The sequence below is a fragment of the Vibrio crassostreae genome (genome assembly GCF_024347415.1).
GTDB lineage: Bacteria > Pseudomonadota > Gammaproteobacteria > Enterobacterales > Vibrionaceae > Vibrio > Vibrio crassostreae.
Window position 1 is genome coordinate 1,032,189 of sequence record NZ_AP025477.1, and the last position, 12,649, is coordinate 1,044,837.

Annotated in this window: 12 protein-coding genes; 4 read left to right on the forward strand and 8 right to left on the reverse strand. The window is 43.3% G+C overall.

Annotation, left to right across the window (positions count from 1 at the left end; genetic code table 11):
* Positions 1 to 839 precede the first annotated feature (839 nt).
* Positions 840 to 1,049 (forward strand): hypothetical protein, encoded by a 210-nt coding sequence (locus OC193_RS20415; protein WP_004731601.1) that lies wholly within the window; start codon positions 840 to 842, stop codon positions 1,047 to 1,049.
* Positions 1,050 to 1,280: 231 nt separating this feature from the next.
* On the opposite strand, the gene OC193_RS20420 is transcribed toward OC193_RS20415, so the two are convergent.
* Positions 1,281 to 1,874, reverse strand: coding sequence for a hypothetical protein (locus OC193_RS20420; protein ID WP_048659943.1), 594 nt, complete (start codon positions 1,872 to 1,874; stop codon positions 1,281 to 1,283).
* Positions 1,875 to 2,538: 664 nt separating this feature from the next.
* Here OC193_RS20420 and OC193_RS20425 point away from each other — a divergent pair.
* On the forward strand, positions 2,539 to 3,078 hold the full coding sequence (locus OC193_RS20425; RefSeq protein ID WP_029405412.1) for a DUF3332 domain-containing protein: 540 nt from the start codon (positions 2,539 to 2,541) through the stop codon (positions 3,076 to 3,078).
* Between the two features lie 112 nt (positions 3,079 to 3,190).
* On the opposite strand, the gene OC193_RS20430 is transcribed toward OC193_RS20425, so the two are convergent.
* The 4 genes from OC193_RS20430 to OC193_RS20445 are packed head-to-tail and all read right to left on the reverse strand — an operon-like array spanning position 3,191 to position 7,106.
* Positions 3,191 to 3,850, reverse strand: coding sequence for a potassium channel family protein (locus tag OC193_RS20430; RefSeq protein WP_004731606.1), 660 nt, complete (start codon positions 3,848 to 3,850; stop codon positions 3,191 to 3,193).
* Positions 3,851 to 4,951, reverse strand: a complete 1,101-nt coding sequence (locus OC193_RS20435) for an AI-2E family transporter (RefSeq protein WP_048659942.1) — start codon at positions 4,949 to 4,951, stop codon at positions 3,851 to 3,853.
* Between the two features lie 24 nt (positions 4,952 to 4,975).
* Positions 4,976 to 5,995 (reverse strand): DUF2955 domain-containing protein, encoded by a 1,020-nt coding sequence (locus OC193_RS20440; RefSeq protein WP_048662243.1) that lies wholly within the window; start codon positions 5,993 to 5,995, stop codon positions 4,976 to 4,978.
* Positions 5,985 to 7,106 (reverse strand): HlyD family secretion protein, encoded by a 1,122-nt coding sequence (locus OC193_RS20445; RefSeq protein ID WP_017629920.1) that lies wholly within the window; start codon positions 7,104 to 7,106, stop codon positions 5,985 to 5,987. Before OC193_RS20445 ends, OC193_RS20440 begins: the two co-directional genes overlap by 11 nt.
* Before the next feature lie 158 nt (positions 7,107 to 7,264).
* Here OC193_RS20445 and OC193_RS20450 point away from each other — a divergent pair, with 158 nt between their 5' ends.
* Positions 7,265 to 8,260 carry a helix-turn-helix domain-containing protein gene (locus OC193_RS20450; RefSeq protein ID WP_048662244.1) on the forward strand — a complete coding sequence of 332 codons (996 nt, stop codon included), beginning with the start codon at positions 7,265 to 7,267 and terminating at the stop codon, positions 8,258 to 8,260.
* Positions 8,261 to 8,288: 28 nt separating this feature from the next.
* On the opposite strand, the gene OC193_RS20455 is transcribed toward OC193_RS20450, so the two are convergent.
* Both OC193_RS20455 and OC193_RS20460 read right to left on the reverse strand, forming a co-directional pair.
* Positions 8,289 to 9,350 carry a sensor domain-containing diguanylate cyclase gene (locus tag OC193_RS20455; RefSeq protein ID WP_048659940.1) on the reverse strand — a complete coding sequence of 354 codons (1,062 nt, stop codon included), beginning with the start codon at positions 9,348 to 9,350 and terminating at the stop codon, positions 8,289 to 8,291.
* A gap of 118 nt (positions 9,351 to 9,468) precedes the next feature.
* Positions 9,469 to 10,473 (reverse strand): Solitary outer membrane autotransporter beta-barrel domain, encoded by a 1,005-nt coding sequence (locus OC193_RS20460; protein ID WP_048659938.1) that lies wholly within the window; start codon positions 10,471 to 10,473, stop codon positions 9,469 to 9,471.
* A gap of 356 nt (positions 10,474 to 10,829) precedes the next feature.
* On the opposite strand from OC193_RS20460, the gene OC193_RS20465 reads away from it, so the two are divergent.
* Entirely contained in the window at positions 10,830 to 11,297 is a 468-nt protein-coding gene (locus OC193_RS20465) for a hypothetical protein (protein ID WP_048659937.1), read from the forward strand.
* A 107-nt stretch (positions 11,298 to 11,404) separates the two neighbouring features.
* On the opposite strand, the gene OC193_RS20470 is transcribed toward OC193_RS20465, so the two are convergent.
* The gene (locus OC193_RS20470) at positions 11,405 to 12,643 is read right to left on the reverse strand and encodes a carbohydrate porin (protein WP_230682682.1); all 1,239 of its coding nucleotides are present in this window, start codon (positions 12,641 to 12,643) and stop codon (positions 11,405 to 11,407) included.
* Positions 12,644 to 12,649: the final 6 nt, after the last annotated feature.

The window sequence follows — 12,649 nt, forward strand, 5'->3', positions numbered from 1 at the left end:
ATAACGATAATTTAAAGTCTGTCATTGATTTGACAACAAACCTGTAACGCAAGTGAGAATTATTATCAATTATATTTGCAGTAATTAAGGTACACAACAACTTTATTATTCAGAAACGTAAAAGTGAGTATTCATGTTTTGCGTAGTCAAGAGAAGTATTAGGAATCAGAAATAACAAAAAGACGCGAAGAGGAAAATGAGCATTAATCTGGAGAGGAAAATTGATGGCAAAAAGTGACCAACTGTTCTGTAATCATAACGCTTAACCCAAAAGCCACGACTTACAGTTTACAATGTAAAGCCTAAATATAACAAAGGCTTACGTTAAGATTAATCAAGCTAGCGATGAAAAGAACTAATTACAAAGAAGACGAAGCGGCACAAAGCCAAAAATCTGTCAGATATCATAGTAAATATCCTAACCGTCGCTCATTTAACCTTCAGTAAGCGATGATAAGTCACTCAAAAATATTTTTTAATTTAATTGAAAATAGGGTTGTAATTTTAAAAACTAGGCGTATAGTTCGCCACCTGGCTCTAATCTATAGAGCTGTTAATGCTAAAGTAAGTCCAAGTTCCACATAGACAGTTCTCGATTCCCTCGTTACACCATCTCTGCGTCAGCTTTCACCTAGATAGTCATTCAATAGCTTCTCAATTAGATCCCACTACCGTTCTATTCGTCATTTGCTTTCTTTTTAGCGAATTCAAGATAGAGCGACTACTTAAATACAAATGTAATAAACACAAGGCACAGTTATGTCACGCAGAACAACACGACAAACCCATTGGTACCAACTATCACGCGAAAAAACAGTCAATAAACTAAAAGGTAATAAATGCTCAAGATTAAAATAGACTTACACAAAGAAGAGATTTCATGGGTCACCGAGATTCGACAGCTCAATAGCGATATACTCCACCGCCACATATTGCCCAAGCTACAACATCACAGTTATCTCATCGACTTTGAATTTAATGAACGAGAAAGCATCGGAACTATCGTTTCAGGCAACGGAAACACCCTAGGACATTTCACACTCCTATAGCATTTCCCAAAGGCGACAAAAAGAAACATCGCCTAGCTCCAAAGATATAAAAGATGTCGCCCTCAATTCGCTCTAGCAGAACAAAATAGAGTAGAAGTAAAACAGATCAGAAACCTAGCCCTTTTTGCATTTCACACGCGGCTAACGCTAGCTAGGTTATCGTGCTTCTATTGAAACCAACTTATATCGAACTCTGAATCACCAATGAGTCATTATCAGTGCATTCATGGACTAATAAGTTAACGGCATCGACCTTAACTTCTGATCAAGAGTATATAAGTGTTCTGCAGCTTGCATGTGTTGAGGGTAATCACTGAATTTCTCACGATTCTCTTCATTCATCTTACATGTCTCATCCACCAGCATTAACTTCCAATACAGCTTTGTTGTATGCAGCATCGCCAGTAAAGGTTTGAATACCTCTTTCTCATAAGCTTGAATCAACTCTTCAATCAACTCGTCACGTTCGTCTTCACTTGCGATTGAACCCTCGGTTGCCGACAACACTTTTTGATACTTCAGGTTTTGTTGCAGCTTATCCATAACCGTTTGGTTTTCTTCCGCTAACTCAACAAGTTTCGACTTAATGATATTTATCCAGTTCGCTTGGCTCAGTACTGTGTCATCAACGTTGGTAAAGTCTTCTCTTATCTGTCGTTCCACATCTTTTTGAGCTTTCTTTAAAACCGCACGCACCTTTTGGAAAGGCAACTGATATTCCTTACTTAGCTCGATAATCAGTTTATGAAAACCACCATTGGGCAGGTGTAAGTTTTCCTTAAACGTCGCCATTGCAGCTTCTTGCTGTTCGGTAAGGTGAGTCATTCTGTTTCCTATTCTTTATCACTTATGGTGCTGAGCCCGGGATCATACCACTATTACCCTCGCTTTTTCGGTAACTTGCTCAGTTACACCTAGGTACGTACTTAATTTCTCTCAACTCGTTATCTTTTGACTAGTTTTCATACTACTTGGCATGAAATGGTAAATCTCATTCGGGGAAAGTTCGTACATTACGCGCTCAGGGTATATCGCCAGACAGGAGTCGTTACTTACATATGAAAGATAACAGCCAGAAGTGAGAAAACACATGACCTATTCAGAATACAAAGAATCCGATTTGCATAAGTGCGTGAGTATTGGTGCAGAAGCAATGTTATCAGTCGCTAAGTTTGCCTTTAGAGCCTCGACCCTTTTATTTCGATTTTTCCGTTGGCTTGTCGTATCGGCCTATTCTTATGTGATGAAGTAATTCTATATTAGAGTCGTTGTTTTCATTACGACTTATCCAAATACCCAAAAGCGCGCCCTATTAGGTCGCGCTTTTTTTGTGCCCAGTTTTATACCTCACTTTATACCTAGCTTTATGCCAAAAGCCCGAGGACATTTTATATCGTCGGTGGCGCCAAATGGTAAAACTGATAATCGAATAAAAACCATACTACACCTGTTCCAACAAAACAGACTTCTAACTTATACAGGTACTAAAATGAAAAAGATTGCACTTAAAATTGTAGGACTAACGGTTTTGGCTTCTGCGCTAACTGGTTGTATCGGCAGTAACGCCGTAACAGGGAAAGTGATGAAATTTAACGTTGAAGTTGTCGATAACCGCTATGCTCGTGCAGGTGTAAACTTCTTATTAGCGCCTGTATACGGTATTACAACCGCAGCCGACTATGTCGTATTCAACTCACTTGAATTCTGGACAGGTAAAAACCCGATCAGCGGTTCACCACACGTATTTGATACAAAAACAGATACTCACTTCAAAGTGAACGATGAGCTAGACCCAAGCCTTAAAGAAGCGCCTGTCGGCCCAATTTCAAACAATCGCACCATCGAGACCGGTGAGATGATTAAGATCGACGAAAACACGGTTCAAATGGACATCGTTTATACGTCTGGTGAAACGGCGACTCTGACGGGTATCAAAGACGGTCAAAACGTTAGCTATTACATGGATGGTCAGCTTGTATCGCAAACGACTATCGCTGAATTAGAGAAGATTCAAGGCACTGAAGCGTAAGATTCACTGCCTACACAGAGTTCAAACTTAAAGAGACCTTGAAGCTCATAAAATAGAAGAAGCCCGGCGATTGCCGGGCTTGTTTGTATGTGCTCTATTATTTGTAAATGCTCTATTGGGACTGAGACTGTGTAAGTCGAATGCTCACCAAACTCGCCACCATAATAGCTAAATAGAAACTGCCGATAATAGATTCCATAAACACAAAGAATTGAGCAATAGGCAGAGCCGGTGATATGTCACCGTAACCAACCGTGGTCAAGGTGATAAAGCTAAAGTACATCGCATTGAACAAGTTGGTTAGCCAAATTTGTTCTTCTAACCCATTAAATGCATTAGGGAAGATCTCTAAAATCAACAAGTAGATGGTCGACCAAGCAAACCCTAACAACAAGTAGATACAGATTGACCCGATAATGTGATTGGGCGTCACCGTTTTTGCTTTCATCACCTGTTTTAACGCCGAGTAAATGTGTGAAAACAAAAATACAGCCAACGCTGATAGTGTCACTATCGACAGGTTATAGCCTTCCAAAAACGAAAAAACGCCAGACACTAAAGCCGTAATCAATAACAGTCCATACCAAGAGCGATACAAGGCTCGCTCTTTATGAATACCGACAATTGAACTCGCCAGAGTAATGATGATGAGAAATAGTATTGTTTTCTGGCCTTGCGGATAAAACTGCTGCATCACCGCGCAACCAAAAAACAATACCAACAGTGCATAGAATAAGAAGTAGAAGTTGTCGTCTTTAGAGACTGGCTTCATCTATTTCTCCTCTGTCTCTGCTTTGTTTGTCTCAGCATCTTCTTGGCTTTTCTCTTCAAGCCCAAGCCACGCCATCATCAGCTCATAGCTTAAACTCAGAATCACAGCACCAACAAACAGACCGACGATTCCTGACATCGCCATTCCGCCCAGCGCACCCAATAAAATAACCAGCATTGGAATATGAGAACCGCGGCTTAGCAGTACAGGCTTCAAGATAGCGTCGCTACCACTCACCAAAATACACCACACTAAGAACAAACTTGCCGCCAGCGTCGATTCAACACTGAACATGTAAATGATCGCAGGTAACAGAGCAAGAATCGGTGGAAGTTGGATGATTGCAATTAACAATACCGCCAGTGCCCAAAACGCAGCAGCAGGTACGCCCGCAATCACCAAACCAATTGCCGACATCATGGATTGAATCACAGCAACACCAATCACACCTTGCACAACACTACGAACGGTTGATTTAGAAAGCTGTACCAGCTCTTCACCTTTGCCGTCTGTTAAGCGCGCCACCAAGTGAGTCACACCCGTTTGGCATTTATCGGCATTACTCATGAACGCACCAGCAATGATGGTTGAGATGATAAATTGAATGAAACCACCGCCCAATGAACCCAGAACCGACGCTGCTTTAGTCGCGAATATCTTCAGCTCTTCCGCATACTTGATGAACACACTTTCTATGTTGGACGAAGCGTGAACCAAGGCCGCATAGACTTTTTCACCAATCAACGGAATGTCTTGCAAAGATTCTTTCGGCTTAGGCAGAGACAAAGTGCCATCTTGTAGCCCAGTCATTAGGTCCGATGCACTGGTATAAATACCAGATGAAAGCGCCACCAACGGAATCAGTAGCAATAACACACCAATAAAGCTCAGTAATGCACTGGCTTTGCCTTTCGACATCCCGGTTTTGTTTGAAATAGCCACTGCCACAGGGTATAGCGCAGTCGCAATGATCGCGCCCCACACTACCAATAGAATGAATGGGCGCAGAATTGAAAAACACCAATAGACGAGCATGGCAATGGCTGCAATTTTAATTGCGGCATCAATCGCCTGTTTTGAAAAATCATCGGTTAACTTCATGAGACGTCCTTGTTAGGGCAAAAATTAGGGCTGATTTTGTAGAAACTTCCAATTCCTGGTTTCGAGGAAGAGTGAAGCCAAAATCATATAAACTCCAATTAACACTAATTGGAATATACGTATGAATGTGTTGCTGTCGATATCGCCTGAGCTCATCAATGTGCTTCCTACTAGTACCAATAAAGTACTGAATGCAGTGGCGAAAATCGGTGCTTTTTCTGGAACGGTATAGATCTTAGTAGCCATGAGAATGGCAATAAGTCCTATAAATAAAGAATAGAAGACAATATTGGGAACGATAGAAAGGATTGAAAAAGCAGCAATCGCCAGCAAGCCTCCAATACCATTACTGGTCACCAGAAATGCGCTCAGCTTTACAGATTTTTCTGAGGTAATCATTAACGACAACAACGCGATAAACATCATAGTGAGTAGTGCTTCAGATATCTGAAAGATAAAGAAAAAGCACACTACAGGATACGAGATAATCATCGCTCTAAAGGCAGCATACCAGCGTTGTTTCTTTTCGAGTGGCGCAGCCGCGAAACCTGAAAACTCCGATTTAGGTTCAGGAAAGAACACATGCACCAACGCAAAGATCATTACTGAAACCACACCCGATGTTGCCAAGCCAGAGGCCAACAATACCGACACGCCCGGGTTATCAATGGCCATAAATGGCAGCATCAATACGGCAATCAAGAGTATGGTGGCGAACAGGTTCCACTTTGGGTCAACAAACAAGTAGTAGCCCCACAGCATCATCAGGCCCACTAAAACCAGCAGCGGGATTGGATAATGTGTAATACCACGAGACAGCAATAAACCTAACGCCATGGTGGCAACCACCGCCAACAACAGTTCGTAGACGGTTTCTTTGTGCAGATTAGGTTTATCGATTAAGAACTTAGCAGTGAACACTGGCGCGACGAACGCAAGTGGCCAGTTAATCCACGCCGCCAAAAAGACAGCCAACGTGACCCCGACGGTATATCGCAGGATCCGTTGCTGTGTTTGTTGGTCGAGTACGGGCTTATCGGACATAAGACAACACGCTAATAAATCGAATCCAAAGCTTGCCTATCGCATTGAAAACAAAGTTATCGCCACTATAAACAATCACATCTGCCTGACCACCGACACGCAACATGCCTTGCATGGTGTCACGCTCAAATTCGATGGTGATCGGAAGCATTTGAGTTTGGCGCAACCAGCCCGTTTGTTGGCTAGCTTGAGCAAGCTTACCCGCCTGATCGTTCTGTCCCCAATCCACACCCCAATCGATGCTGCTGACACGGCCTTTGACAATCTGACCCGGAGCAAAATCGAGCGCGACTTCCACTTCATCACCCACCGCAACATTACCTAAGCTGTTCTCACGATAATAAGCTTCGATCCAGATGTCTTCTGTTGATACAAACGTCATGATCGCTTGTCCTGCAGAAGCATAGAAACCTTCAGAAAGGCTAAAGTTAGACACACCGCCTTGAGTCGGTGCTTTGATAACGGTGCGTTCAAGGTTTAGCTGAGCCTGTTCCAACGCCAGTAATGCCGCTTTCACTTGGCTGTTCTCTTCACCCTCTTTACCCATCTGCTGCTTGGCACGCTCCAAATCCGCTTCAGCGTTAGTCACGCCTGCACGAGAAGTTGCTAATGCAGCTCGAGCCTCATCAGCGTCCGATTTAGACATCACGCCTTTTTCAGCCATTTCCAGAACACGTTTCGCTTGAAGCTGAGTATTTTGTTTCTCGACCAGAGCAGAAGTTAATTTAGCTTGTGCAGAAGCGATGTTGGCAGTTTGAGCTCCAACATTTTGCCCTGCAATCTCAAGGTTTTGTTCGGCTTGTTGCACCGCAATTCGGTAATCAGATTCATCAAGAATCGCGAGTGTGTCGCCTTGATTAACCAATTGATTCGGCTTAACTAATATATCAAGCACTTTGCCTGACACTTCAGGCTTAATAGGAACGATGTAACCCTTCACGCGGGCATTATCGGTGATTGGTATAATTCGATCAGCAACAATACTGAACAGCAGCGTGAATGCCACAAACCCAAGTAGGTAGTTGGTTACCTTTCTTACCTTATCCTTGCCATTTTCTGGTTGGCTACTTTCTTCATTGTCGTCTTGCTTGTTCCCTTTAACTTCAGACATGGAACTCCCTTCTCAATAACTAACATCAACAAAATTAATATCTTAAAAATAAACCTGACCATGGAAAACTCAAGTAAATAGGGTTAGATTTACTAAACAAAGTGTCGTAAATGATATGCACGTCCAATTATGTATCAATGCACAAGGATTGATTGATCATGGCCAACAGCTCTTACCAAGTACCCGTTATACAAACCAGTTACGCCAAGATCTTAGTCCAAATTTTTACTGACTATGGATTAGACCTACACAAACTGCTCGAAGACTCGGGTCTACCACCTGATCTTATTGAGTCAGAAAGTGACTTTGTGCCGTCGGAATCCATCAAACGATTGATTTATCTGACCTCATCACAATTGGGCGTTTCCCGATTTACGGATGTACTTGGCCTTGCTTTTAGACGAAGAATCATCCCATACGTCTTGCATCAATTTACCGAGTTCGAAACCATTGGCGACTCGTTAAAACACATCAACACGATCTTCTCTTATGACTCGCCTGGCAGTAGCGTCGATTTCGTTGTTGAGCATGGCCAAAGCTGGTTTTGTCGAACATCGCCTGATGAGCCCTCATCGATGTTCCAATGGGGCGAAGTATTTGCCATCACCTACATCATCGAACTGATCACGATTCTGTCTCACTCACCTTGGCAACCTACCAAGATTCGTTTGCAAGGACATGACACCGACATCGTCAAAACGCTGGTTCCAAGCAATTGCCAACTGTTCATCGACCACAGTTCAACCGCGGTGATGATCCCTGATGAGATCCTACAGCTTCCCATTCGTATCACCGCCAAAGACTTAAGCAATAAGCCCGCGATCATTGAGTGGCACACCAGCTTTACCGACAGTGTTTACGAGTTACTCAAGCCTTACATGAAAGAGCAAGACCTCTCACTTGAAGAGGCCGCAGAGCTGCTTAATTTCTCAGTGAGAACCTTTCAACGTAAGCTTAAAAACGAAAATACCACCTACAGAAAGATCAAAGAGAACCTGATGTTTTCTGTCGCCTGTGAGCTAATGGAAGAAGGTCATACGCTGACTTATATCTCTAGCCAACTGGGTTACACCAACATCTCGCATTTCTCTAGAGCCTTTAAACGTGTGTCTGGTCTTACACCGAAGATTTATCAACGATCGATATCGGCTTAGGCATAGTTAAGTTCATTAGCTAAATAGATTAACCAAGCACAATCGGTGCTGGGATGCCTGAACTCGAACTACACACCCTATTTCGACCATTCCCTTTGGCACGATAAAGCGCCCTATCCGCACTGCGATAGGTCGCTTCAGCTTGCGCCTGTATTTCAGACACACCGCTGCTCACGGTCAGGTTCAATGTAGTCCCTTTGGTAATCACTTCTTTCAATCGATACATGGCTTCAAACGCATCGGCCAAGTTGGTTTCTGGCATTAAGATGGCAAATTCTTCACCACCAACGCGTGCCACGATATCAGTATCTCGGCTGTTGTTTCTCAATAGTTCTGCGACCTCTTTAAGTGCCGCATCACCTTGGTCATGGCCGTGGTTATCGTTAATGGATTTAAAATGGTCCAAGTCGATCAGAGCGAGACAAGATTGCGTGTAGCCGTAACGTTCCGCGAGGTTTGAATAATGGTTTAGATCTTTATCGAAACGACGTCGGTTCCAGCAGCCTGTGAGCGAGTCTGTTTCCACCAGCATTCTTAATCGACGCTCTAAGATCTTACGTCGGCTGATATCGGTAAAAGTGACCACGTACTTTTCATTATGTGGCAGTAATTCGGTAAGCTTTTCGACAACCACGTTGACCGTAAAGTGTTCACCAAGTCGGCTGACACCACTCAACTCACCTTTCCATCTGTGATTTTGCTTGAGCGAGGTGGAAATGGTCGATATCAAGCTACTGTTGTTCATAAAACAGAGGTCAGAAATAGGACGTGCTTCGACTTGGTCGAACGCATAACCAGAGACTCTAGAGAACTGTTGATTGACCTGAATTATTCGTAATTGACTGTCGAGAATAATAAAACCGGCAACACCATCAATGATCGCCTCAGACAAGCTGTTCTGGCTTTGAGTCATTTCGTGTCGATACAGGCGTGCGGTGATCAGTGTGCTAAGAAGGAACAACGCGCATACAGAAAAAACCATAGCTGCGGTAGAAGCAATGCTCAGCAACCACAAGCTAACCAACGTATTTAGGACAAGTGCAGACACCACGTACAACGGGGCTCTGCGGTCAAAATTCAACTTGTTCATAATGTGCTCGGGAGATGGACAGAGCGCTATGATGACTAAGTTTTATAAACAATATTTACCATTTTACGACACATACAAATTCAAATTATATGAGCACTTTGAAGATCAAAAACTTATGCTAGTTATTGAGTAAGAAGAGCAAACTACCACCACTGAGCGAACTGCCGTAATTGAAGTTAATCCCAACACCAAAGTTATCAAAGAAGTAAGAATCGTAAGGCACATCGAACACTAAGCCTGCACCAAACTCATAGTAATAGTGGGTATCGAGTGGATCTGTGAGGTCCCCTGCTACGTCGATTCTTCGCAGGTTATAGTGAATCTGAGGGTTCTTTAACGACCAAGCATCCAGTGCCACATTTTGTCTGAATTCAATCTCGTTAATAAACCGCAAACCTTCAGGGTTGCCGATATCGCCATCATTGGCTTCCCCCCAGCCCGTTCCATAGAAATAACGCGTCCTTGATGACACATTCCAACTTCCCCACTCCTGTTTCTGTAGGTATTTGAGTTTGACCGACGGCTCACCAATCAATGCCCATGCAGAAGTGTTCAGCGCGTATCCATCGAGCTGAGATTGAAAGGCTTGAGAGTAGCTATTTTTATATTCGTATTTATTACGGTAGTAGAGCAAGTGAGTGCCTAAACCATAAACGATAGACCAATGTTGGTTTAAATGGCTTTGAGCGCCGAAAAAGCCATACAGGCCCAAAACTGAGTCTTTATTGGGGTTAACTCGACGGTCTGATGTGACATCCGATGAAATCTCAATATCTTGCTCAGAGAGCGCATAAGACCCGCGCACCGACCAAATCAAATCTAGGTCAGGATCATCGGTTTTAATCACGGAAGAATAAGGGATAGAGCCGACACTTACTTGGCTTCGAGTATCGATAGTTTTATCGGAGCCAAAACCACTGTCGTTTAGATTGATGAACGAGTTAGGGTCAAAATCGACAAAACCAATAGAGACGGCATCGCTGTCAGTAAGCGCAATTGAAACGGCGAATATCTTTTCCAAGCGATGTTGAATCGCCTCATTAGATGCATAGGCCGAGGAAGAAATAAGGCTCGTTAAAAGTAAAGCAATCGAAGGGGGATATAACGATTGGGGTGAAAGCATTAAGTTGACTCCATTCAAACTTATGCTTCAAGTGTAATTGGTAATTTAACTATTTCAATCATATAGTTAATAGTGTGGTTGATACCCCTCTCAGTTCCGTTTGTAAGAGTGTCGCCAAATCTATTGAGCCCCAAAGCTCTTCTACGTCTTGGATTCTAAAGTGAATAATCATATCTACCTCTGTTTAAATCTTAGGCTCATGCCGAAAACTCATACTGAATCAATCTTGATCGGGATACTTACCATAATGCGCCACGCGCACTTTAAGAGCTGTTTCGCATCCTGAGCAATAAGCGTTTGAATATCCTATATTTATCTCCTAAGTTTTTTATAACCCTTTACTCAGGAAGAAGTAGATGAGCAATATTGAAAAAGTATATGGATTTAATACGCCCCAGCGACTCTTTGTCGGCTACACACTCGCAGTACTCGTTGATTTAACCGTTCTCAATTTTTTTGATGAATACTGGGACTTCGTTAATATCGAGTCATTCACCATCTCATTTGCTGCCGCGATTTTGCTGCAGCTGTTGCTCAAACTGTCCATCGGCTTAGAACATAAGCTCGCGGATTACTTTAAGTCGAAACCCGGCACTGCACCTAAGATTTACAGAGGCCTATCTAGCTACGTAATTCTAGTCGGTTCAAAGTTCGTGATGCTAGAAGCGATCAACATCCTATTTGGTGACAAGGTCGATTTCAGTGGCCCTTGGAACGGTGTGGTCGCCTTCTTTGCCGTGGTGTTTACGATTCTGATTGCCGAAGTGATTGTCTCTAAGATCTACTTTGCACTGGATGACACGCAGAAAGCCGAAAAAGCCTAAGTGCTCGATTAGATAAAGTTTAATCGAACTAGAAACAAAAAAGTGAGCCACATGGGCTCACTTTTTACGTTTAGCTGTTAAGTCTAAAAATATAGTGTTTAGCGAAATTAGATAAACACTCTCGCTCTAATACCGAATACCCAAGCGCTACTCTCACTAGAAAACGCAGGATCTTTGATGTACTGGATGTCAGGCGTTACTTGTAGGTGGTCACCAAACTGCATGTTGTAGTAGATCTCCGCTGTCCATTGCTCTGTGCTACCGCTTATTGCCTTCGCATCAGCTGCAAAAGAATCACCATTCACTTCCGCCCAGTTTAGCGCTACACCTAGGTTATTCGTCGGTTTTCCTAACCCGAAATATCCCATACCAACCGAGATTGATTTATCGTAAAGGGCAACATCCCCTTCAGAGAAGCCACCACGAACAAACGGCATAACTTGATCATTCATGAATTGACTCCATGAAAAGTTAACTCCCGAGCCACCTTCCGCAGCAAGGCTATTACTGTGGCGCGTATCATCACCAAAATCCCAGAAAGTCACATGGAAGTTATCGGTGTAGATCTGCTCTTGCGAAGCCGTCCAACCTAATTCCAGTGTCGTAAAGTAAGACGCATCGCTGCCAAAAGCGGTATCAAAACCATCAAGAATATCATCTGATTGACCATTTGCATCCGCGATACCACCGACGACATAAAAATTCTCGCCCAACATATGACCAGCAGAAAGCGCAAGTACACCATCATCTGGTAAGCCCATTGCGCCTGAGCCTGTCGAGAACGCCAAGTTAGTAAAACCAGACCACGGGCTTGCTAGAGCGTAAACATCTGCATAGTTCGTTACATCCTGCCAACCGACAACAATAGTGCCTTTGCCATCGTTGGTTTTTTGCTTCCAATTTAAGTCTGTCACTCGAAAACCTTGGTCACTGTATGCAGGGCCAATTGCACCAACATAGCCAAGCGGGCCGAATGAATAGTCTTTGGGCGCAGTATCACCATAGGCATGCCTATGTTCCACCTTCCATACCAAGCTACCTAAGTTCTGTGTGCCATTTCCTAGTAGGTGCCATGACCCGTATAGTCGTGCGACGCCTGATGATGCATTAACGCTATCGCCACCAACGCCATCTCCAGAAGTAAGGCCCAACGCAAAGTAATCCGCACCAAATGTAAAACCATCCGCAGCAAGCTTTTCACGCCAATCCAGTTGCTGTTCTTTCTGTTTTGAAATTGTATTTTCAACAGAGTCTGGACCTTCGAAATTTGCGCTATAAACCGCTGGGCTCATTGACGTTGCTAGCACCATCACAGCCATACTTACTTTAGATAATCTTGAATTCATCTTGTC